Origin of the sequence: Beutenbergia cavernae DSM 12333 (assembly GCF_000023105.1) — a bacterium.
Classification (GTDB): Bacteria; Actinomycetota; Actinomycetes; order Actinomycetales; family Beutenbergiaceae; genus Beutenbergia; species Beutenbergia cavernae.
Genome location: NC_012669.1, coordinates 1,660,183 through 1,683,038 on the forward strand (window position 1 = coordinate 1,660,183; position 22,856 = coordinate 1,683,038).

Below are 22,856 nucleotides of genomic sequence, written 5' to 3' on the forward strand. Positions count from 1 at the left end.
CATGCACGAGATCATCGACCTCGACGCGCCCGCACACATCCGCAACCATGCCGAGCTCGCCGCTGAGGTGGAGCGACTCCTCGCAAGCCTCGGCGACATCGGCGACGTCGGGCCATCGCCCGCCGGGCGTGCCGTGCTGACGGGCTGGACGGCGCGGGACGTCGAGCACCGCCCTGCGGCCCCTGCGAGCGTGCCGGACGACGAGCTGTTCCCGGTCTCCCTGCCGCACACGGTCGAGGCGGCGTTCGTGCACCTGAGGTGCCGTGTGCCGGCCGACCTGGTAGCCGGGGAGCGGCCGGTGCTCTGCGTCGGCGCCGCGGACTACGAGGCGTGGGTGTACGTCGATGGCGTGCTGCGCGCCGAGCACAGCGGATACTTCGCTCCGTTCGACGTCGCGCTGACAGCGGCCGACAGGTCCGGGTTCCAGCTCGACATCGTCACCCGGCGCGCCCGCGAGTCGTTCCGGTGGACCGGCGAGAGCGAGGCACCGAACCACGGCGACGCCCATGGCAAGGGCCTCGGCTCGGTGTGCGGCGACGCCGTCGCTGCCGGGGCAGGACTGCTGCAGCCGGTGTGGATCGAGCACCGCCCCGCGACGCGTATCGCTCAGCACCGCGTCGTGGCTGGGGCCGACGGCGTCGTCCGCGTGGAGGTCGACCTGGAGTCGGCAGACTCGGAGGACCCGGCCCCGGGCGCACTGCACCTCCTCGCCGAGATCCTCGAGGGCGACGACGTCGTCGGGTCGTCCGCGGTAACGGCTGCCCGCCAGGGGCGCACGGTGCTCGACGTGTCGGTGGTCGACCCGCATCCCTGGTCGCCGGCCGATCCCCACCTGTACCGGCTCCGGCTCGCTGTCGTCGTCGACGGCGAGCTCCGGGACGAGGTCAGCGGTGCCGTCGGCCTACGGACGATCGAACGCCGCGACGACGGGTCGCTGCTGCTCAACGGCGCACCTCTGTACCTGCGTGGCACGACGACGATCGGATGCTTCTGGGACGCCGCGTGGTCCGGCGACGCTGACGCCGTGCTCCGCCAGCTGCTGGTCGTCAAGGCACTCTTCGGGAACACGATCCGCGTTCACGTCAGCGTGCTCCCGGACCTCTTCTACGCCTGCGCGGACCGCGTGGGGATCCTGGTGTATCAGGACGCTCCGCTGCAGTGGCACTGCTTCGAGCCGCGTAAGGACGACCTCGACGCTGAGCTGGACCAGATCCGCGAGCTCGCCGTCGGGATCCGCAACCACCCGAGCGTGGCGCTCGTCTCGGTCCCGAACGAGATGCACATGGACATCCCGTTCCACGACTCCGACCTCGAGTTCGTTGCTCGCGCACATGCCGTGCTCGAGTCCGATGGTCCGCAGGCGGTTCTCCTGCAGGACTGGGGGGGAGAGGGTCGGGCACGGGTCGCGCACCAGGCGCTGCACGATTACCCGGGCTACTTCCACCACACCCCGGAAGCCGGGAGCGGCGTCACCGACTGGGGAGGCGCCCGGCTCGACCCGGGTGTGCGCGCGATCGTCTCCGAGTACGGCGGTGGGGCAGTCCCGTCGTGGGAGGCGATGCTCCAGTCTCGCGCGGCGGCCGAACGCCGCGGTGAGCCGTTCACGCTCCCGGACACCCCGGACGGCCCGTGGACAGCGGAGGAGGGTGTCTTCGCCCAGACCGGCGAGCTGCTCGACAACCACCAGCGGATGGTCGGCTGGCAGCCGTCGTTCGCCGCCTATCACGCGGCGTCGCAGGCGGTGCAGGCGCGGGTGCTGACGGCGCAGACCGGCCGGATCCGGCGCGATCGTGCGCGCACTTCCGGTGTGATCCACCACTACCTGCAGAATCCGGCGCCCCACTTCTACAACCCGTGGGTCGACCTTCACGTCATCGACAGCGCCGGACATCTCACAGGCGGCTTCGATGCGCTCCGGGAGGCGATGCGCCCGGTAGCACTCGACGTCCTGGGGTTGCCGTACCGCGCCTACGCCGACTCTGACCTGAGAGCGGAGCTGTGGGTCTACTCCGACCTCGCCGTCGCCACGGTCGGCCGGCTCGTCTGGTCCTGGAGCGCCGACGGTCACGTTGTCGACGCTGGAACCACCGACCTCACGATCGGGGCGGACTCCTCGACGCTCGTCGTCGAGCTCGCGCTGCGGGCGCCGTCGGCCGGCGGCGGCGCTCGGCTGAGCGTCGCCCTCGAGATTGAGGACGTGCGCTGGACCGAGAGCGAGGTCACCGTCGGCGTGCACAACCAGCCTGAGACGCTGCCCGAGCCGGTGGCGGTGCTCGGCGACGTCGCGGGTTTCGCGGAGCGCACAGCGTCGTGGCTCCCGAACGTGGAGACCTTCTCCACGGCGGGCGAGGCCACCAGCGTCGTCGTGACGCCGGACGTCGCGCTCGAGGACGAGGTTGTCGCGCAGCTGCGCGCGTTCGCCCGCACCGGCGGGCGGGTCGTGCTGCTGGAGCGTTCGGCGGCCGACGACCTGCGCTGGGTGAGCAGGCGTATCCCGGTCGGCGTCGCCGTCAACCAGATCGACGGTCTGGCCTCGGTCGACATGTCGATGGTCTCCACCGGCCTGACGAGCGAGGACCTGTCGCGCTGGGCGACGCCGGACGGCCGCGTCATCGACGCTCCGCTGGTGTCGACCGACCGTCGCGGCGCCCCGATCTGGGCGCGCAGCGGCCATCGCCTCCAACTGGCGGCGCTCCAGGAGTTCGACCAGGAACCGGGCACCGTCTTCCTGTGCCAGCTGCTCGTGTGGTCCACCCTCGGTCGCGAACCGAGTGCGGCGCGGGTATTGCGAGCGCTCCTCACCACGCCGTACCGCCCGCTGTGACGCACCCGTCCCCTGCCCCACCCTCACTACGAGAGGTTCAACCGTGAGCACCGTCATCGACTCGATCTCCGCCCGACTGGATCGCCGCGCCCGCCAGCACGTGCCCGGGGGAGTGAACTCGAACGTCCGCCTCGCCGCACCCCACACCTACTTCGAGCGCGGGGTGGGCGCTCGCCTGTTTGACGTCGACGGCCGTGACTATGTGGACTACCTGCTGGGACAGGGCCCCAACATCCTCGGCCACGCGCCGGAGAAGCTGCAGTCGGACGTGGCGCAGGCGGTCCGACGGGGCATGCTGTACGGCGCGCAGCACGAGGCCGAGGTTCTGGCCGCGGAGCAGGTGTGCGAGATCCTCGAGTGGCCGGAGATGGTCCGCTTCGGCGTCTCCGGCACAGAGAGCGTGCAGGCAGCGCTCCGCCTGGCCAGAGCCGAGACCGGAAGGCGGCGGTTCATCCGCTTCGAGGGCCACTATCACGGGTGGCTGGACACGACCCTCGCGTCGTGGTCGCCCGACGGCGAGTGCTCGCCCGCGAGTGCGGGCCAGCTGTCGGATCACCTCGCCGAGGCGATTCCTACGCCGTGGAACGATCTCGAAGCGGTTCGCCTTCAGCTCGAGCAGCACGATGACGTGGCGGCCATCATCACCGAGCCGGTGATGCTCAACGCCGGCTCGATCGTGCCCCGGGACGGGTACCTGGAAGGGCTGCGGGAGCTCGCCGACGCCTTCGGTGTGGTGCTCATCTTCGACGAGGTCATCACCGGCTTCCGCGTCGCCCTCGGCGGAGCAGCCCAGCGGTACGGCGTCACGCCGGACCTGGCGGTCTACGGGAAGGCCATGGCCGCCGGCTGGCCCGTCAGCATGCTCGCCGGTCGGGCCGACCTCATGGAGAGGTTCGGGTCCGGCGAGGTCAATCACTCGGGCACGTTCAACGCGTCGGTGATGGCGACTGCGGCGACGCTGAGCGCGACGACCATTCTGCGGGAGGACGACCCGTACGCCCGGATGGAGGCGTACGGCGAACGGCTCATGGACGAGGTCCGGGGCTCCGCGGCGCGGCACGGTCTTGGTCTGCACGTCCAGGGTCTGGGTATGGCGTTCCACGTCTCGTTCTCGGACGGGAAGGCGATCTGTGACTATCGCGACCTGGGCCGCACGGACACGGAGCGGTACGGGCGGCTCTCTCGTGTCCTCGCCGACCATGGCGTCTGGGTCGCGGGACGCGGGGTCTGGTACGTCAGTGCCGCACACGACGAGCGCGACATGGCCGACACCCTGACCCGCGTGGACCAGGCGTTCGCGGAGTTCGCCCGGCACGAACGATGACGCCGCGACCGCGGGTGGGAGTACTCGGGTTCTTCCACGAGTCGAACACGTTCGCGCCGACCCGTGTCACCGCCACGATGGTGCGGGACGCCGAGCTGCGCGGCGAGAGTCTTCGTCACGCGCACGGCGGAGCGGGCACGGTGATCGCCGGGTACCTCGACGCGGCCGACGCGCTCGATTGGGACGTGCTTCCGCTCCTGTACTGCGAGCTCGTCCCGTGCGGACCGCTGCTCCCCGAGGCCCGCGAACGCGTTCTGAGCGAGCTGATCGGAGCGGCGCGTGCTGCGCTGGCGGACGGCGGGCTCGATGCCCTGTTGGTGTGCGTGCACGGCGCGGCGGTCAGTACCGACTCCCACGACCTCGACGGCGAGATCCTCGAGGAGCTCCGGGACGCCGTCGGGCGCGACGTGCTCATCGCTGTCACGCTCGATCTGCACGCGAACGTGTCGGATCGGATGGTGGACGCGGTCGACGTCGTCGTCGGATACCGGACGAACCCGCACGTCGATGCACGGCAACGCGCGATGGACGCGACCCGGATCGTCGCCGGCTGCCTCGACGGCGCACCGCGCCCTGTGACGCTCGACGTCCCGGTCCCCGCGACAGTCAGCATCCTCGCGCAGGGCACGAACGACGAGCCGATGCGCTCGCTGATGGCCGCTGTCGAGAGGATCGCCGCGCTCGACGGCGTGCTCGACGCTTCCCTCTTCGAAGGCTTCCCGTGGTCGGACACGTCAGACGTGGGGATGCGCGTGGTGCTGCTCACCGAGCCCGGCTTCGGCGACGGACCCGCGCTCGCCGCCGGGCTGGCGCAGCGGGTGTGGGACGAACGCGGCGGCTTCCTGGCGAGCGCTCCCACGGCCGCAGAGGCGCTTGCGGACCTGCCCGCGGACGGGACGACTCTGCTCCTCGACGTCGGGGACAACGTCGGCGGCGGGGGCACGGGGGACAACACCGCGCTCCTCGCGGCCTCGATCCACGCCGGGGTCACCTCGACCCTCGGTGTCGTGCTCGACCCAGACGCGGCGGCCGCGGCCGCCGCCACCGGGGTCGGGAATTCTCTCGAGGTCGACCTGGGCGCACCCGCGTTGCGGGTCGAGGCGACCGTGCTGGCCCTCTCCGATGGCACGTACGAGGACACCGGACCGACGCACGTCGGCCATCGGTACTTCGACGCAGGGCCGTCGGCGGCGCTGTGGCTGGCCACCGGGCAGACGGTGGTCGTGTGCTCCCGGCGCGTCATGCCCTCCTCCGTGCGTCAGCTCGAGAACCTCGGTCTGCGCATCCGGGACTTCCGTGCCGTTTTGGCAAAGGGCGTGCACTCGCCGCTGGCCGGGTACTCATCGCACGTGGACGCCGTCGTCCAGGTCGACACGCCAGGCGTCACGCGCAACGACCTGACCAGGCTGTCCTACCGGCAGCGCCCGCGTCCCCTCTTCCCGTTCGACCCTTTCGACGCCGAACCCGAACTCCAGCCACGGAGGATCAGCTGATGAAGATCACAGCGCTCGAGACCATCCACTCCGGAGCGGAGGGAGCGATGCCGGCGCTCGTCTTCGTCCGCGTGCACACCGACGTGGGGCTGCACGGGACCGGGGACACGTTCTACCTCCCACAGACAGTCATCGCGGCGATCCACGAGCACATCGCACCAGTGCTGATCGGTCAGGACCCGACGGCGATCGAGCAGCTCTGGCGCGCGTTGTACAACGCCTACGCACGGTTCGGTGGACTGGGTGCCGAGATTCGTGCGCTCTCCGCCGTCGACGTCGCCCTCTGGGACCTCCTCGGCAAGAGCCTCGGGGCACCCGTCCACCAGCTGCTCGGGACGGCACAGTCCGAGATCCCCACGTACAACACGTGCGGCGGACCCTTGTACGCCTCGATCGCCGGGGGCTCCCAGGCCGGGTTCGGCAGCTCGCGGAAGGCCGGCGTCCTCGACGACTTCGACGCCTTCCTCCACGCGCCGGGAGACCTGGCGCGGGAGCTGGTGGCCGAAGGTGCGCGCGGGATGAAGCTGTGGCCCTTCGACAGGTTTGCCCAGGAGCACGGATCCCGGGCCATCGCGCCGGGGGACCTGGCCGAGGGCGTCCGGGTGGTCCGGGAGATCCGGGACGCCGTCGGCGACGCCATCGAGATCATGATCGACGGCCACGGGCTGTGGGACCTGACACCAGCGATCCGGATCGCCCGCGCGCTCGAGGAGTTCGACGTCGCCTGGGTCGAGGACCTCGTCCTCGCCGACAAGCCGCACGTGCTGGCCCGACTCCGAGCTGCTTCACGCGTGCCTGTGTCGGTGTCGGAGTACCTCGTGACTCGCGGCCAGTACCTTCCGGTCCTGCAGCAGGAGGCCGCCGACCTCGTGATGATCGACCCGACGTGGGCAGGAGGCATCACCGAGAGCCGCAAGATCGCCGTGCTGGCCGATACGTACGGCCTGCCGGTGACCTATCACGACTGCACTGGCCCGTTCACCCTGATGGCCGGGATACACCTGGCGGCTGCGACGCCGAACCTGCGGTACCAGGAGAGCGTCCGGGCGTACCTCCGCGTGGTCTACCCCGAGATGGTGACGGTCGTCCCGGAGGTCCACGCCGGGACATTCGAGGTCCCCCGCGCTCCCGGCTTGGGCACCGAGCTGCGTGACGACATCCTCGACCGGCCGGGCGCCGTGAGCCGGGTCAGCGGCACTCGGCCCCAGTGAAGGAGACGCTGATGCCCATCTCACGCAGTGTGACTGTCGTGGCAGCCCTGGCCGGCCTGGCGCTCCTGGCCGGCCCGGGGGCTGCCAAGGCGGGTGACCGGCCCCCGATCGATGTGCAGGTCCTCGCGATCAGTGACTTTCACGGCTACCTCTCCCCGCCTGCCGACGCCGCGAACGGCTCGATCGAGGCGCCCGGGGGCGGACGGCTCACGGTCGGCGGTGCCGCCTACCTCGCCACGCATCTGGACGCGGCGGCCGCGGGCCGGCCGAACTCGATCCGGGTCGCCAACGGTGACAGCTTCACCGGGTGGCAGTGGGAGGTCACGATGGCGCGGGACGAGCCGACGATCGAGCTGCTGGACCATCTCGGGATCGAGGCCTCGGCGGTGGGGAACCACGAGCTGGACGTCTCGCTGGAGTTCCTGCGCGACCACGTGATGGGAGGCGAGTGCTTCGGGCGAGTCGGCGTCGACATGTGCTTCGAGCGGTCCGACGGCGCGCCGTTCTCGGCGGTCGACTTCCCGTTCCTCGCGGCGAACCTCCATGACGCCAGCTCGGGGGACCGGCCGTTCGCGAGCACCTACGTGCGCGACGTCGTCGGGCCGGGGAACCAGGTCGCTCAGGTGGGCTTCATCGGGGTGACGACGCCGGCCGTCGAGCGGATCTTCGCCTCTTACCAGGTGGGTCGCCTCGTCGCCGAGGAGATGACTCAGGCGGTCGACGAGGCGGCGGCGGAGCTGCACCGTGACGGGGTGGACGCCATCGTCGTCCTCGCCCACGACGGTGCTGAGACCTCCGGGACGTACGACGAGTGCGGGGACGCGACGGGGCCGGTCGTCGACCTGGCCCGCGAGGCGTCGCCACTGGTGGACGTCGTCGTCGGCGGGCACTGGCACACGGCGTTCAGCTGTAGCGTGACCGATCCGGCGGGTCGGCCTCGGGCGGTCGTGTCGCCGGGCCACCACGGCCAGGTCTTCGCCGACCTCTCATTCCGGGTGAACCCCGGCACGGGAGAGATCGTGCGCGAGAGCGTCAGCGCCGTGAACGTCCCCGTGACGCGCAACGTCACGCCGGATCCGGAGGTGGCGGACCTGGTCGAGCACTGGGTCGGCACTGGTGGGGAGCTGTGGGCGCGACCGCTGGCGACGGTGACTGAGAACATCCCGAACGTCCCGGATGCTCTCGGTCAGAGCCCGGCTCGGAACCTGGTGGCGGACGCCTACCGTGACATCGGTTCAAGCCTCGGTGAGCCGGCGGACCTGGCACTTGTCGAGCCCTACCAGGTGCGCAACGGCGTGTCGTACGCGCGCGGTACGAATCCTCAGGACGCCGACGGCACCGTGCTGTACGGCGAGGGTTGGGTGGTCCAGGGCCGCGCCTCGTCAGTGGTCACGCTCGAGATCACGGGTGCCGACCTGCTGGACGCCCTCGAGCAGCAGTGGCGGGAGGACCCCGACGTCTCATATCTGCCGCTTTCACTCTCGGCTGGGGCACGCCTGACGATCGACGCCGAGCGAGACGCCGGCTCCCGCGTCGTGGAGCTCATGCTCGACGGCGTCCCGATCGATCAGGCGGCGCGCTACCGGGTGGCGATGTCCTCGCGGCTCGCCCTCGGGATGGACGGCTTCACGGTCCTTGCCAGCGGCACGGACCCGGTGCGCTCGGACATGGACTACTTCGCATTCACAGCCTGGATGGAGAGCCAGGGCACGTTGAGCGCTCCGGCGACCGATCGCGTCGTCGAGCTCTCGGGTGGGGCCTGAGGCTCTGCTCAGACCGGTACCGCACCGAGTTCGCCGGAGACCTCGACGAGCCGGCGGCCGATGCGGCCAATGACGTCAGCACTCATCCGGGTGGCCGGTCCCGAGACGCTCATCGCGTGCCGGGTGCCGTAGCCGAGGTGGGGAAGGGCGACGGCCACACAGACGGCACCGAGCTCGTTCTCCTCGTCGTCGATCGCGAACCCGCGGTCGCGGACCTGCGCCAGGTCCATCGTGAGGAGGCGGCGGTCGGCGAGCGTCTTCCGGGTGGCGGGCTGCAGGGGGTTGTGCCCGATCTGGCGCTCGAGGCTCTCCGGATCGAGCTCGGCGAGGGCGGCCTTGCCGAGGGCGGTGGCGTGCGCCGGATGGGTGCTCCCGACTTCCGCCGACATGCGCAAGCTGTGCGGGCTCTCGACGATCTCGAGGTACTCGATGTTCTGACCTGTGAGGACGCCGAGGTTGACGGTCTCGCCGAACTCGTCGCGCAGGCGGACCATCACCGGGCGGGCGACGCTCACGGCGTCGTGATCGCGCAAGAGGGCAGTTGCTGCGATGACGAGCCGCGGGCCCGGCGCGTACCGCTTGCTTCTCTCGTCCTTCGTGGCGAAACCGCGCTCCTCGAGCGTGTTGAGGATGCGGTAGACCGCTGCCTTCTCGATGCCTGTCTCGTCCGCGATCTCACGGATCGTCCGCGGCTCACCGAAAGTCAGGACCTCGATGACGTCGATGGCCTTGCCGAGGACGCCGACGGTGTGCCGGCGCAGGCTGGCGTCGGGGTCCGTCTGCGCAGTGTTCATGACGATGCTCCGTCCTGGGACATCAGGGGACATCGACCTGAGCCCCCGTTCCTGCTTGGGAACCCCTCGTCGACCTTCGATGGTACTTCACAATGCGCATCACCGGCTTGCACAACGAAACGCGTGTCGCTACTCCTGGACGCCGCTGTAGCGGACGAGCTGCGGCACGCGGACGGCGAGCAGCGCCATCGCCGCCACGAGCAGCAGGGCGCTGACGAACGACGTCGCGCCGACGCCGACCACCTCGGCGATCGCTCCGAGGGCGAGCGACGCGACCGGGATCGCACCGATCGCGAGCTCCTGCAGACCCAGGGCCCGGCCGTGGACGGCGGGCTCCGTGGTCATGAGCAAAAGCGTGGTCTGGAGGACGCCGAAGGCGGCGCTCGCGAGCCCGATGCCGGCCATGAGCGCGAACGACAGGCCGACCGAGTGTGACAGCGCGAACAGCGCCCACAGCGCCCCCCACACCCCGGTGCCGATCACGAAGAGCCCGCCCTTGAACCGGAAGTCGCCGAGGGCGGCGATGACGATCGAGCCCACGAGCCCGCCGATCCCGCTGCACGTGAGGAGCCAGCCGAGGCCGGAGGCGTCGAGGCTGAGGACCTCGCCGGCGAACACGGGCATGAACGACTGGAAGACCGGCCAGATGAGGATGTTTGCGGCGAGGGTGACGAGCAGGACGGCGGACGCGAGGCGGTTCGCGGCGATGGTGCGGAAGCCGCCGACAAGCATGCGCACCACTGCCTCGGGCGCTGCCCTGCGGGTGCGACCGACGCGTCGCAGCGGCCAGAGGAGCGCGAGCGAGACGGCGTACCACGCGGAGGAGATCCACAGGGCGGCCGGTGCCCCGAGGGTGCTGATCAGCGCACCGCCGATGGCCGGGCCGATGACCTGCGTCATGTTCATGGCCATCGAGTTGAGAGCGTTGGCGTTGCTGAGGTTGTCGCGGCCCACGAGGTCGAGCACGAGAGAGGAGCGCGCAGGCTGCGACGGCGACTGCGCGAGCCCGATCGCCAGGCCGCCGACGAGGAGCGCCCAGTAGGGCACCGTGGCAAGCGACACCGCCGCGGCCAGCGCGGCCACGGCCACGAACGCCCACGTCCCGGCGACCAGCAGGAGGCGCATGCGGTCGAACCGGTCCGAGAGGACGCCGGCCAGCGGGCCGAGCAGGAGCGGCGCGAGCCGGACGGCGGTGAAGACGGCGAGCAGGAACTCCGAGCCGGTGGTCTCGAACACGAGCCAGCCGAGGATCAGCGTCTGCGTCCAGGCGCCGCCGAAGAAGAAGAGGTTCGACAGCCAGAGCAGGAGGAAGGGCCGGTTGCCGCGGAGCGAGGCGATGGCCCGGCCGAGGCCGCGGGCGGGGCGTGGGGGAGCCGTCGGTCGGGCGGACGACGTCGCGTGGTCCAGGACGTCCTCCGGCGGCACGGCGTGGCTCCTCTCGCGGACTCGGTGGTGTGCCGGGCGGGGGCGCTGCCTGGCGGACGGCGCCGCTCATCGGGCGCCGATTCTCGTCGAATGGTATACCAAAGGAGGCGCACGTGGTGAGCGCCCACTCCTCGCTGGTCGGTCGGTCAGGCGCGCGGCACGGGCAGCTCGCGGAGCGGATCGCCGCCGTCGACGAACACGCGTCCCGTCGGGGATAGCGCGGCGGCGAGCGCCGACATGGCGACGTCGAACGCCTCCGGGTGACGGCCGTCGAGGGCACCGATGCGCAGCCCGAACGCGAGGTCGAACGGGGCCTCGCCGTCGTCGAGGCGGAAGTCCTCGACGGACGACTGGCGCACGTCGAGGGTGCCGGCCTCGATCTCGGCCGCCGACCCGGCCCGGGCCAGCCGCACCGCGGCGGCGGAGCGGTCGATCGCGACGACCGTCCCCGGGGCCACGATCCGCGCCAGGGCCCGGGCCGCCGCGCCGGGGCCGCACCCGATCTCCAGCACCCGCATCCCGGGCTCGAGCGGCAGGGCGGCGACGGCGTCGGCGAGCCGCCGCGACAGCTTCTCCGGCATGGCGGAGACGGTAGGGCAGGGAGCCGACGACGGCGAGAGATGCGTCGCGTACGGACGGTGCGTGCCGCCGTCGTCGATCTCCCTCCGGCGAGGGATCCGGCCCGCCCGCGGCGTCGGCACGCTTGTCGCATGAGCCTCGCCGACCGCATCATGCCCGTCGCAGAGTTCGCGGAGCAGCACGCGGCGGTCATCGACGCCCCGCGCGACGCCGTCTGGGACGCCGTCACCGAGTTCCGCTTCGGTGACCTGCGCCTCGCGGCCCCGCTGTTCGCGGCGCGGGCGGCGATCGGGATCGTCGCGAACGGGCGGCGGTACCGGTCGCCGTCGCCGAGCATGTTCGTCGAGCTCGCCGAGTATCCGGGCCGGGAGCGCGTGCTCGGTCTCCTCGGCAGGTGGTGGCGGTTCGGCGGGGCGGACGCGCGGGCCGACGTGCGCGATCTCGACGCCTTCAGCGAGTTCTGCGAACCGGGCTACGGCAAGGCGATCCTGGTCTTCCGGCTGGAGGACGCCGGGTCGGGCCGCACGCGCGTCGTGACACAGACGCGGGTCGTGACGACCGACGCCGCCGCGCACCGTGCGATGGCGCGCTACTGGGCGCTGATCAGACCGGGCAGCGGGTTCATCCGGCACCTCATGCTGCGTGCGGTGGGGCGCCGGGCACGCGCCACCGCGGCGGCGGTCTAGAGGTTCGCCGCGCGCGGGGACTCAGCCGAGCAGGGCGCGCAGGTCGTCCGCCGTGAGGTTCCCGCCGCCGACGGGACGCCGCCTCTCGGGCTGCGCCGCGCCGTCGTCGGCCCCGCCGTTCGTCCCGTTCTCCTCGACCCCGAGCACGCCGGCGACGAGCGCGCGCTTCGCGCCCTGCAGCGCCATCACCTTCTCCTCGATGGTGTCGGTGGCGACGAGCCGGTACACCATCACCGGCTTCGTCTGCCCGATGCGGTGCGCCCGGTCGACGGCCTGCTCCTCGGTCGCGGGGTTCCACCACGGGTCGGCGAGCACGGCGTAGTCCGCCATCGCGAGGTTGAGGCCGACGCCGCCCGCCTTGAGGCTGATGAGGAACACCGGATCGGTGCCCTCCGCGAAGCCGCGGATGACGGCGTCCCTGCGGCGGGTGGTGCCGTCGAGGTAGGAGTAAGCGAGCCCGGCGGCGTCGAGGCGTGCGCCGATCATCGCCAGGTAGCGCGTGAACTGGCTGAACACGAGCACGCGGTGACCCTCCGCGGCGGCCTCGGTGAGCAGTGGGAGCAGGGCGTCGAGCTTGGAGCCCGGGGCCGCGGAGTCGGCGTCCACGAGGGTCGGGTCGATCGCCAGCTGCCGCAGCCGGGTGAGGGCGCTGAGGACCTCGACGCGGTTGCGGTCGAGGTCGTCGGCCAGGCGCAGCACGCGCTGGCGCTCGCGGTGCAGGTGCCGGTCGTACACGCGCCGGTGCGCGGGGGAGAGCTCCACCTGGATCACCTGCTCCTGCTTCGGTGGCAGGTCGGTGGCGACCTCCTCCTTGGTGCGCCGCAGCAGGAACGGCGCGATCCGCCGTCGGAGCCGGGCGAGCAGCTTCGCGGTCGGAGCGTTCCCGCGCTCGATCGGCTTGCGGTACACCTCGCCGAACTGCGCCGGGCTGCCGAGCAGCCCCGGCGCGACGAGCGCGAACATCGACCACAGCTCCGCGAGGTTGTTCTCCATCGGCGTGCCGGTGATCGCGAACGTCACGGGGGCGCCGACCTTCTTCGCGCTCGCGAACGACTTCGACGCGTGGTTCTTGACGTTCTGCGCCTCGTCGAGCACGAGCCCGGCGACGCCGAGCGAGGCGTACTCCTCGACGTCCAGCCGCAGCAGGGCGTACGACGTGACGACGACGTCGGCCCCGGAGGTCAGCTCCGCGAGGGGTGTGCGGCGCTTCCGCCGCGTGGCGTCGACGACGGCGACCCGCAGGTCGGGAGCGAAGCGCGCCGCCTCCGCGGCCCAGTTGGGGACGACCGACGTGGGCGCGACGACGAGCCACGGCGCGTGGGCGCCGGCGTCGCTCGGGCCTGCCTCGGCCTCGGCGACAGCGCCGTCGGCCCGCTCCTCACGATCGTCCAGGATCATGGCGAGCGTCTGCACGGTCTTGCCGAGGCCCATGTCGTCGGCGAGCACGCCCCCGAGCCCGCTGCGGCGCAGCTGCGCGAGCCACTCGAACCCGAGGCGCTGGTAGGGCCGCAGGTCGGCGCGGAGCCCGCGCGGCACCGGCGGCGGCTCGGGCGGGTGCTCGGCCGCGCGTCGCAAGGCGTCGAACCACGCGTGCTCGGCCGTCTGCACCAGGCCGAGCGCGAGCAGCTCCTCCCACCACGACGTCTGGAGCTTGCTCACCCGCAGGCCGGTGCGGCGCTGGTCGACGAGCGCGCGGCCCTCCGCGATGAGCTCGCGCAGGCGCTGCAGCTCGGGGTCCGCGAGCGTGACGAAGCCGCCGTCCGGGAGGAAGAGCGCGTCGGCGCCCTGGGTCAGGGCCGTGATGACGTGGCCGATCGGCACGTCGTGCCCGCCGACCTGCATCGTGACCTCGAGGTCGAACCAGTCCCGCTCCTTCTCGGCCACGGAGACCCGGACCTGCGGCGCGCCGGCGTCGCGGAAGGTGGGCAGCTCCGTGTGGCCGAGGACCACGCCGAGCGCCCGGAGCTGCGGGACGACGTCGGTCACGAGCGTGACGACGTCGAGACCCCGCACGCTGCCTCTGGGACGCAACCGGGCGCCGTCGTCGTCGAGCAGCAGCGGGAGCGGCGCGAGGGCGTCGACGACGGCGGCGGTCAGGGCGGCCTCGGCGTCGGCGTCGCGCGGCGGATCGGACCCGCTCGCCGCGAGGTCCAGCGGGCCGTAGCCCTGGCCGGTCTCGTCGCGGTAGTGCCAGGACCACGCGAGGTGCGCGTGGGGGACGGCGCCCGCGTCGGCCCGCGTGACGTCCAGCTCGAGGTGGAGGGCGGGGGGCGGCGGCGGGGTCGGCGTGAAGCTCTCGTCCGGGGAGAGCCACTCCTGCCGCGTGATCCGCGGCAGCACGGTGTGCTCGAACGTGCCGCGGTCCGCGGCGGGGACGACGACGCCGTCGCGGTCGGCGGCGAGGGCGTGCCACGACGACGTGGCGGGTGGGTCGAGCGCGGCGAGGTGGACGCCGTCGTCGTCGCGCCACGCCAGTCCGTGCGGCGGTTCGCCGAGGAGGACGGCGCGGCTCGGGTCGGCGATCCCGGGGTGGCGCAGCTCGGCGCGCACGGACAGCGAGCCGTCGGCGTTCGCGCGGATCGTGACCGGGGCCGTGCCGGTGGCCTGCTCGAGCGTGACGCGCCGCCCGTTGCCCGGTTCGACGAGCGGCACGCCGGCGTCGACCAGGCGGCGCAGGGCCGGCCACAGCGACGGGCTCGGAACCTGCTCGAGCGCGAGCCAGGTGGGTTCGGCGTAGGCGTAGGGGTCGACGGCTTCGCCGAGGCGCCGGACGGCGTCGAGCGCCTCGACGTGGAGCCGGTCGGCGCCGTTGATCCAGCCGCCGCGGACGGACGACCACGCCGCCCCGGAGCTGACCCAGCGGGCGCGCTTGCCGCGGCGGAGCGGTCGGGCGCGGACCGAGCCGGGGGAGCCGTGGTCGCGCCAGCGGCCGTAGCGCTCGGGGCGCGCCTCGCCGTCGTCGGGCAGGCGCGGTGGCGTGAGCTCGAGGGCGAGCGCGAGGGGGAGGGCGTCGCGCTGCGGGGGCGGGAAGACGTCGTCTAGCGTGGTCTGCCACCGCGGCGTCGCCCCGGCCCGCGGCGCGGCGTCGGTGCGCGCGCTCGCCAGGGCGGTGAGGAGCAGGGCGACGCAGTGCTTGCAGTTCTCGGACACGGGGCACGAGCACTGGCCGACGACGTCGTCGATCACCCCGTAGCGGCTCGTCTCGTACCGGACGACGAGGTTGTAGACGCGTCCGCCGGAGCCGCGGCAGCTGCCGAAGACGACGCCGTCGTCGGGGTCGTGGGCGAGCACCCGGGCGCGATCGGCCCGGGCGTACTCGCGCCCGGCCTCGAAGGCGTGCCGACCCACGATCGCGATGAGCTCGACCGGGCTGTGCACGATTCGAGGTTACGTTGCGGCGCCCACACTCGTGCCGCGCCGTCCACAGGCAGGCGCGCTATGCGCGGGCCCCGAGATACGACGGCACCGTCAGCGGAGAACCTCCGGCCATGGCCGATTCGTGCGCCACGATCCCGACCGCCGTCCAGGCCGCCGCTCGTCGATGATCCACGTACGGCGCCCGCTCCTCGACGATGCTCGAGACGAACTCGTGCACGAGGTGCGGATGGGATCCGCCGTGACCCCCGCCCTGGACCACGGACAGGTGGTCCTCGGAGTCGTGGACCAGCGCCCGGGTGTAGCGGTGCAGAGGTTCGGGAAGGAGGTCGAGGCGGTCCGGCGGTTCCGGTCGCTCCGCCTCGACCGGCCGTCCCCGGTCCAGCTCCGGCTCGCCCATCGAGAACACGACCGGGAGCTCGCCCTCGAGCTGCGGCCACTCGAAGCTCCGACGATCCCCGTACACCGAGAACGACTCGGTGTACCCACGGGCGGTCGAGACGAGCGAGCGCGTGAGGTCGACGACGACGTCACGCCCGGCGAGCTCCACCAGCGCCGTCTCCAGCGGGAAGGGGTTCTCGTACCGGCCACGCTGGTCCGCGCGCAGGCGACCGGAACCGAGCGCCTGGACGCGCGAGGCCTCGGTGTCGAGGAGCGCGAGGATCGGGGATATCGCGTGCGTGGCGTACGCCATCGGTGGGAGCCCGTGCCAGTAGGCGGGCCAGCCCGTCATGTCCTGGAAGTGCGTCCCGCGAGCATGCACCACGGTCCCGAACGCCCCGCGCTCCATCATCGAGCGGGCGAGGAAGAACTCGCGGCCGTACACCGCGGTCTCCATCATCATGTAGCGCCGGCCGGTGCGCTCGCAGGCGTCGACGACGGCGTCCAGCTCGGCGAGCGTCAGGGCCATCGGCACGGTGCAGGCCACGTGCTTGCCCGCCTCGAGGGCGCGGACCGTCAGCTCGGCGTGGCTCGGGATCCCGGTGACGAGGTGGACGGCGTCGATCGCCGGGTCCTCGAGCACGTCGTCGAGCCGGGTGGTGGCACGATCCGGCCGCGCCGCGGTGGCCACCTCGCTCAGGAGCGCGCCATCGGCGTCGCAGGCGACGAGGTTGCCCACGTGCGGGTGGTCCCGGTAGATCGGCACGAACTCCGCGCCGAAGCCCAACCCGACGACGGCCACCCCGATCCCGGCGGATCGATCCATCGCGCTCTCCTCCTCATCCGTGCAGCACACATCGAGCGATGTCGAACGACCGCAAGGCATTGCGAACGTTTCGAATCGCTTGCTGCGTGCTAGATCGTATCGTTGCGATCCGGCGTTGACGCAACCCTTTGCGATCGCTACGGTGGCGACTCGCGGCTCTTGCCGCTCGATCCTCGCGACGACGAAAGGACGGGACCGATGGCCGTTCCCAGACTCACCCGCCCCACCCGAGCGCAGCTGTCGAGGCGTGGTTTCCTCGCGGCGGGCGCGGGGACAGCAGGGCTGACCGGGCTGGCACTCGCAGGCTGCCGGGGGCCGGGCGCCTCGGACTCCGCAGCGTTCGACTACATGACGTGGGGGTCGTCGTTCGAGGCCGACGGCGTCAACGCGGCGCTCGACGCGTTCGCGGACGAGAAGGGCATCGACGCGAAGCCCCTGAACGTGCCGTACGACGAGTACGCCGCGAAGCTGAACTCGCTCATCGCCGCGGGCACGCCGCCGGACGCCGGGTATGTCCAGGAGGGCATGGCCATGCAGCTCGGCGAGCAGGGCAAGGTGGTCAGCATCGCCGATCGCGACGAGTTCGCCGGATGGCTGCCGATCGCCAAGCACTACTGGGACGAGGAGAACGCGGTCGGCGTCATCGCGCTCGAGGTCATCACGATGTTCCACTCCGTCGAGGCGGTGCAGGCGGCCGGCGTCGCGCCGCCCGCCACGATGGACACGTCCTGGGACTGGGACACGTTCGTCGAGCAGGCCGACGCTCTCACGAAGGACGCGAGCGGCCGGTCGCCGTCGGAGTCGGGCTTCGACGCGGGCGACGTGCGCCAGTACGGCGTCGCTGTGCCGACCGACCTGCCCACGCTGCACTCGCTCTTCGCCTCGAACGGGCTCTCGCTGTTCAACGAGGACGGCACCGAGTGCCTCATCGCGAGCCCCGAGGCCATCGAGGTCGTGCAGGCACTGTCCGACCTCATCTACACGCACCGGGTCGCCCCGACCCCCGCTCAGGCGAGTGCCATGGGCAGCGGCTCGGCGCTGCTGCTGGAGAGCGGGCGCGTCGCGATGGTGATGGGCGGTCAGTGGAGCCTCATCGACCTCGCCGCCGGGGATCTCGAGTACGGCCTCGGGGTCCACCCGACGTTCGGCGTGCCGGCGATCTGCGTGGTGGGTGGCGCGAACGCCGCGTTCGTCGACTCCGGCAACGAGGACCTCGCGCTCGAGTGGATGGCCTACGAGGCCAGTCCCGAGACCGTCTCCCTCTACCGGGACGGGCTCTGGATGCCGATGGAGGAGAAGTACTACACGGACGACGAGCTCATCAGCACCTGGGTCAACGACGACGTCCACACGCCCGCGTACCGGACGGCGTGCGTCGATCCGCTCGTCCAGCACGGCGTTCCGTACTTCTCGTTCAAGATCAAGAACTTCCCCGAGATCGAGGGTGTCCTGGGTGGCGGGATCGCGCCGATCTTCGCGGAACAGACGGACGTGGCGGCGGCCCTGGAGGCGCTCGCCGCGGAGGTGGCACCGCTGATGCAGGGCGCCTACCCGGACCTCGTCGAGGGTTGAGCGTGGCCACACACGCCCCGGCCGCCCCCCGGTCGCCGAGTGGTGCCGGGGCACCCCGGCGTCGCCTCGGCGGACTCGCTCGCCAGCAGCGCCGGTGGGGCATGGCGCTCGCGGTCCCGGCGGTCGCGGGCTACCTGGTGTTCACGGCCGCTCCGATGGCCGCGTCGCTCTACTTCAGCCTGACCGACTGGACGATCGGCTCCTCGCCTGCGTTCGTCGGCCTCGACAACGTCCGGGAGATGCTCGCCGACGCGCAGTTCCACAAGGCGCTCCGCGCGACGGGTCTGTACGTCCTCCTGGCGGTCCCGGCCTCGCTCGTCTCGGCGCTGTTCGCCGCGCTGCTCCTGAATCGCGCGGGCAGGTCCGAGGGCGCGTACCGGACGCTCTTCTACCTCCCCGTGCTCGTCCCTCCGGTCGCGAGCTCTGTGCTCTGGCTCTGGATGTTCAACCCGGATCTCGGCCTGCTCAACACCGCCCTGCGGGCCGTCGGGCTGCCGTCGTCGAGCTGGATCTACGCCGAGTCCAGCGTGATGCCGTCCCTCGCGCTCATGGCAGCCTGGGGATTCGGCAACACGGCGATCATCTTCCTCGCCGGCCTCAAGGGCGTCCCGCGGGAGCTCTACGAGGCCGCGCAGTGCGACGGCGCGGGCGCGTTCCGGCAGTTCTGGAGCGTCACGCTTCCGCAGCTGACGCCGATCGTCCTGTTCAACCTCGTCATGGGGATGATCGCCGGGCTCCAGGTCTTCGATCAGGCCTACATCATGACGAACGGCGGACCGAACGGCGCCACGAACTTCATCGTCTTCTACCTGTACAACAAGGCGTTCAAGTCCGGGGACTTCGGGTACGCCAGCGCGCTCGCGTGGGTTCTCTTCCTCGTCATCCTGCTCGTCACGCTCGTGATCTTCCGGTCCGCGCGCCGCTGGGTGTTCTACGAGGGAGGGAAACGATGAGCGCTCCGGCCTCGATGACGACGGCGAGCCTCGCCGAACCGAGCGGTACCGCCGAACCTGCCCTGCGCCGTCGTCGTCATGCTCCGACGCGCCTGGCCGCGCGGATCGCCGTCCACGTGCTGCTCGCGGCCGTCGGGCTCGCGTCGGTCGTCCCGCTGCTCTGGCTGCTGCGCAGCGCGTTCATGGACCAGGGTCAGATCTTCCGGATCCCACCACAGTGGCTCCCGGACCCGGTGGTGTGGGACAACTTCTCCCGGGCGCTCGCTGCAGAGTCCTTCGGTCGCTACTTCCTCAACACTCTGCTGCTCGTGGTGCTGATCGTGCCCGGGACCGTGCTGAGCTGCTCGTTCGCGGCGTTCTCGTTCTCGCGGTTGGAGTGGCGCGGGCGTGGCGTGGCGTTCGGCCTGATCATGACGGGCCTGATGCTGCCGTACGCCGTCACGCTCATCCCGACGTTCGTGGCATGGCAGCGGCTGGGCTGGGTCGGGACGTACGTGCCGCTCGTGGTGCCGGCCTGGTTCGCCGCCGGCGGGGCGTTCTACGTGTTCCTGCTGCGCCAGTTCTTCCTCACGCTCCCGAGCGACCTCGACCACGCCGTGTACGTCGACGGCGGGTCGCCCCTCACCGTCTACCGAGTGGTCGCGTTGCCGCTCACGAAGGGACCGATGATCCTCGTCGCCGTCTTCTCGACGATCGCCGTCTGGAACGACCTGCTCAATCCGCTCATCTACCTCAACGACCCGAGCATGTACACGCTGTCGCTCGGGCTCGCCGCGTTCACGGGCATGTACAGCACGCAGTGGGCGCTGCTCATGGCGGCGTCGGTCATCACCGTCGCGCCGATGATCGTGCTCTTCGCCTTCGCGCAGCGGTACATCGTGCAGGGCATCGCACTGACGGGGGTGAAGGGATGACGACGCTCCGGTGGTTCCTGGGTCTCGGCGGGGAGCCGACGCGCCGGGTCTCGCACACGCTGCGAGCGGGCGGGCTCGCTGTCCTGGCGGTCGTCGGCTCGTTGGGCGGCCTCTGCCTGATGCCCGCGCTCGCGGCGACGGTGCGGACCGAACCCGACGGCCGGCACCTCGTCCGGCGGTGGTGGGCCTCGATGCGCGCCGTGACGCCGGCCCTGTGGCGCTGGCAGGCGGCGTTCGTCGTCGCCGTCACGCTCGGTCTGCTCGACGTCGCATATGCGTCGGGGTTCGACGGCGGCGCGGCGCCGTTGCCGGCGCAGGCGGCGATGATCGCCGGGGTCGTGCTCGTCCTCGTGCCGGCGGTGCTCGCGCCCCTGCTCGCCTCGGTCGTGGCTGCGGCCCCGGAGCTGCGGCCCGCGGGGCGTGTGCTCGCCGCGGCGTGCTCCCTCGCTCTTGCGACGCCGTGGCGCACGCTCGGCGTCGTCGCGCTCACGCTGCTGACGGGCCTCCTGGCCGCCACCGCGTGGCCGCTCGCCCCCCTGGCGCTCGGCGCGCTCGCCGTCGTGCTGCGGACGCAGCGCGTCGCACTCGCCCGGTGGGCGGCGGCGGGGGTGCCCGCATGACGCCGGATCGCCACTCCCGTGCTCTCGGTGCGCTCGTCGGACAGGCGGTCGGCGACGCGCTGGGTGCGCCGACGGAGAACATGACGCCGCAGCAGATTCGGGCCAGGTACGGCTGGGTGGAGGGGTTCGTGAGCGACGACCCGGCAGGTACGGACGACACGGAGTACGCCGTCCTGACGTCGTGGACGGTCCTGCGGTTCGGGCGCGCGCTGACGCACGCGGACGTGAGCTCGATGTGGCGCGAGCACGTCGTGTCGCAGCGCGGCGGGTTCCACGGCGGGGGCTTCTCCGAGATGGGGGCGATCGCGAACCTGCGCCGCGGCATCGACGCCCCCCAGTCCGGCACGGACAACCACGAGTCGTGGAGCGACGGGTGCGCGATGCGCGTCGTCGGGATCGGAGTGTTCTGCGCGGGCGACCCGTCGGAGGCGGCCCGGTTGGCCGAGATCGACGGCGCCGTCAGCCACGCGGCCGACGGTCTCTGGTGCGGGATGGCGATGGCGGCGGGGGTCGCGGCGGCGATGGTGGCCGACGACTGGCGGGACGTCGTCGACGCCGCGATCGCCGCCACGCCGGAGGGCTCGTGGACCCGGCGGGCGATGACGCGCGCCGTGGAGATCGGGCGGCGGCACGAGGACCTGGGTGAGGCGCTCGTCGAGCTGCACGAGCGGTGCACGCTGCCGCACTACCCGTGGCCCGACGTCGCCCCCGAGGCAGCCGCGCTGGCGCTCGGGATCTTCACGGCCACGAAGGGGGAGTACGTGCCGAGCGTGCTGGGCGGGACGAACATCGGGCGCGACGCCGACACGATCGCCGCCATGGCGGGTGCGCTCGCTGGCGCGCTCCACGGGATCGAGGCCGTCCCGGCGGCGTGGGCGGACGCCGTCCAGGAGATCCGGGGGCACTGCATCCACGCGACGGCGGGCACGCGGCTCGACGAGCTCGCCCGCGAGCTCGTGACCGCGGGAGCCGCAGCATGAGCGCCGTCGCGGCGCCGGTCTCTCGCGCACGCGGCGCGCTGCTGGGCCTCGCGGTCGGTGACGCGGTCGGCTTCCCGTCGCTCTACCACCGCGGGATCCGGGCAGGCGGGCGCCGGGCGTGGTCGATGGGTGTGACGGCGGACGAGCAGCGGGTGACACGGTTCGGGACGCCGTTCTCGATGCGGGGCGGGTTCGCGCCGTGGGCGCCGACCGACGACGCCGAGGCCGCCGCCGTCGGAGCGTTGCTCGTGCTCGGTCTCGGGGACGACGACCGCGGGCCGGCCGCGCGGTGGGCGGCGCTCATGTCGCAGGAGGCGTGGGGGAGCGTCGCGGAGCGCGGTGCCCTCGCGAACCTTGCGAACGGGCTCGTGCCGCCGGCGAGCGGGACGGACAACCCGCACGCCGAGGACGACTCCGCGGTCCCGCGGGTCGTCCCCGCCGGGATCCGCCACGCAGGCGACCCGGACGCGGCGGCCGCGCTCGCCGTCGTCCTCGCCGAGGTCACGAACGGGCGCGACGGCGTCTGGGCCGCCTCGGCCGTGGCCGCTGCGGTGGCCGTGGCGGTGGGCGGCGGCGGCATGTCTGAGGCTGTCGCGGCGGGGGCCGCGCGCATGGAGCCTGACTCCTGGATCCGGCGGAACCTTGACCGGGCTCGCGTGGTGGTCGCTCGGCATCAGGACCTCCCGACGGCGCTTCCCGAGCTGGTGGAGGAGGTCGCGCCGGCGACGTACAGCCACGGATCGATCGCTCCCGAGACCGTCCCGCTCGCGTTCGTCATCGCTGAGGCGTGCGAGGGCGACGTGCTTGGGGCGGTGACCTTGGCGGCGGCGGTGCACCGGCAGGCGGACAGCATGCCGGCGATCGTGGGCGCGCTCGTCGGGGCCGTCGCCGGTGCGGAGGCGATCCCGACGACCTGGCGGGAGCGGGTGGACGAGCTCGCGGGGACGTGCGTCCCGGCGGTCGGCGGTCAGCGTCTCACCGAGCTGGCGGACCGGCTCGCCGCCTCATGGCCCGCCGTGCCGGACGGCGGGGGCGCTGCAGCTCTGGCGCCGGCACACGTCGCGAGCGACTCCTGACCGGCACGGTCGCGCTCCGCCCACCTAGGATCACGGCACACCGCCTTCGGTGTGACGCGA

General features: G+C 72.1%; 17 protein-coding genes. 12 read left to right on the forward strand and 5 right to left on the reverse strand.

The features are described from left to right. The first annotated feature begins 1 nt into the window (after position 1). From BCAV_RS07335 to BCAV_RS07355, 5 genes are read left to right on the forward strand one after another with little or no spacing between them, the layout of a single operon-like run. On the forward strand, positions 2–2,824 hold the full coding sequence (locus BCAV_RS07335) for a glycoside hydrolase (RefSeq protein WP_015881955.1): 2,823 nt from the start codon (positions 2–4) through the stop codon (positions 2,822–2,824). Between the two features lie 43 nt (positions 2,825–2,867). Next, entirely contained in the window at positions 2,868–4,148 is a 1,281-nt protein-coding gene (locus BCAV_RS07340) for an aspartate aminotransferase family protein (protein WP_015881956.1), read from the forward strand. Then, positions 4,145–5,641, forward strand: coding sequence for a M81 family metallopeptidase (locus tag BCAV_RS07345; protein WP_015881957.1), 1,497 nt, complete (start codon positions 4,145–4,147; stop codon positions 5,639–5,641). The genes BCAV_RS07340 and BCAV_RS07345 overlap by 4 nt, the downstream gene beginning before the upstream one ends. Next, positions 5,641–6,852, forward strand: a complete 1,212-nt coding sequence (locus BCAV_RS07350) for a mandelate racemase/muconate lactonizing enzyme family protein (protein ID WP_015881958.1) — start codon at positions 5,641–5,643, stop codon at positions 6,850–6,852. The genes BCAV_RS07345 and BCAV_RS07350 overlap by 1 nt, the downstream gene beginning before the upstream one ends. Positions 6,853–6,863: 11 nt before the next feature. After that, positions 6,864–8,615 (forward strand): bifunctional metallophosphatase/5'-nucleotidase, encoded by a 1,752-nt coding sequence (locus BCAV_RS07355; protein WP_015881959.1) that lies wholly within the window; start codon positions 6,864–6,866, stop codon positions 8,613–8,615. 8 nt (positions 8,616–8,623) lie between these two features. Here BCAV_RS07355 and BCAV_RS07360 read toward each other — a convergent pair whose 3' ends face one another. From BCAV_RS07360 to BCAV_RS07370, 3 genes are all read right to left on the reverse strand, one after another. Continuing rightward, positions 8,624–9,409, reverse strand: coding sequence for an IclR family transcriptional regulator (locus tag BCAV_RS07360; RefSeq protein ID WP_015881960.1), 786 nt, complete (start codon positions 9,407–9,409; stop codon positions 8,624–8,626). A 129-nt stretch (positions 9,410–9,538) separates the two neighbouring features. Further along, positions 9,539–10,834 carry an MFS transporter gene (locus tag BCAV_RS07365; protein WP_015881961.1) on the reverse strand — a complete coding sequence of 432 codons (1,296 nt, stop codon included), beginning with the start codon at positions 10,832–10,834 and terminating at the stop codon, positions 9,539–9,541. A 146-nt stretch (positions 10,835–10,980) separates the two neighbouring features. After that, complete coding sequence (locus tag BCAV_RS07370; RefSeq protein WP_015881962.1) at positions 10,981–11,415, reverse strand: SAM-dependent methyltransferase; 435 nt, start codon at positions 11,413–11,415, stop codon at positions 10,981–10,983. Between the two features lie 129 nt (positions 11,416–11,544). Here BCAV_RS07370 and BCAV_RS21565 point away from each other — a divergent pair, with 129 nt between their 5' ends. Then, on the forward strand, positions 11,545–12,099 hold the full coding sequence (locus BCAV_RS21565) for a hypothetical protein (RefSeq protein ID WP_015881963.1): 555 nt from the start codon (positions 11,545–11,547) through the stop codon (positions 12,097–12,099). 21 nt (positions 12,100–12,120) lie between these two features. Here the strand turns inward: BCAV_RS21565 and BCAV_RS07380 are convergent, their stop codons facing one another. Further along, positions 12,121–15,477: a DEAD/DEAH box helicase gene (locus BCAV_RS07380; protein WP_015881964.1), complete on the reverse strand. Its 3,357-nt coding sequence runs from the start codon at positions 15,475–15,477 to the stop codon at positions 12,121–12,123. 58 nt (positions 15,478–15,535) lie between these two features. Beyond that, positions 15,536–16,681, reverse strand: a complete 1,146-nt coding sequence (locus tag BCAV_RS07385) for a Gfo/Idh/MocA family protein (protein WP_015881965.1) — start codon at positions 16,679–16,681, stop codon at positions 15,536–15,538. Positions 16,682–16,879: 198 nt separating this feature from the next. Between BCAV_RS07385 and BCAV_RS07390 the strand changes: the two genes are divergently transcribed. The 6 genes from BCAV_RS07390 to BCAV_RS07415 are packed head-to-tail and all read left to right on the forward strand — an operon-like array spanning position 16,880 to position 22,796. Beyond that, positions 16,880–18,253, forward strand: a complete 1,374-nt coding sequence (locus tag BCAV_RS07390; protein WP_015881966.1) for an extracellular solute-binding protein — start codon at positions 16,880–16,882, stop codon at positions 18,251–18,253. Between the two features lie 2 nt (positions 18,254–18,255). After that, the gene (locus BCAV_RS07395) at positions 18,256–19,206 is read left to right on the forward strand and encodes a carbohydrate ABC transporter permease (protein ID WP_245528971.1); all 951 of its coding nucleotides are present in this window, start codon (positions 18,256–18,258) and stop codon (positions 19,204–19,206) included. Continuing rightward, the gene (locus BCAV_RS07400) at positions 19,203–20,120 is read left to right on the forward strand and encodes a carbohydrate ABC transporter permease (RefSeq protein ID WP_015881968.1); all 918 of its coding nucleotides are present in this window, start codon (positions 19,203–19,205) and stop codon (positions 20,118–20,120) included. The genes BCAV_RS07395 and BCAV_RS07400 overlap by 4 nt, the downstream gene beginning before the upstream one ends. Continuing rightward, positions 20,117–20,740, forward strand: a complete 624-nt coding sequence (locus BCAV_RS07405) for a hypothetical protein (protein WP_015881969.1) — start codon at positions 20,117–20,119, stop codon at positions 20,738–20,740. The genes BCAV_RS07400 and BCAV_RS07405 overlap by 4 nt, the downstream gene beginning before the upstream one ends. Continuing rightward, positions 20,737–21,720 (forward strand): ADP-ribosylglycohydrolase family protein, encoded by a 984-nt coding sequence (locus BCAV_RS07410; RefSeq protein ID WP_015881970.1) that lies wholly within the window; start codon positions 20,737–20,739, stop codon positions 21,718–21,720. Before BCAV_RS07405 ends, BCAV_RS07410 begins: the two co-directional genes overlap by 4 nt. After that, a complete protein-coding gene (locus BCAV_RS07415) occupies positions 21,717–22,796 on the forward strand; it encodes an ADP-ribosylglycohydrolase family protein (protein WP_015881971.1) in 1,080 nt (359 codons plus the stop codon). Before BCAV_RS07410 ends, BCAV_RS07415 begins: the two co-directional genes overlap by 4 nt. Positions 22,797–22,856: the final 60 nt, after the last annotated feature.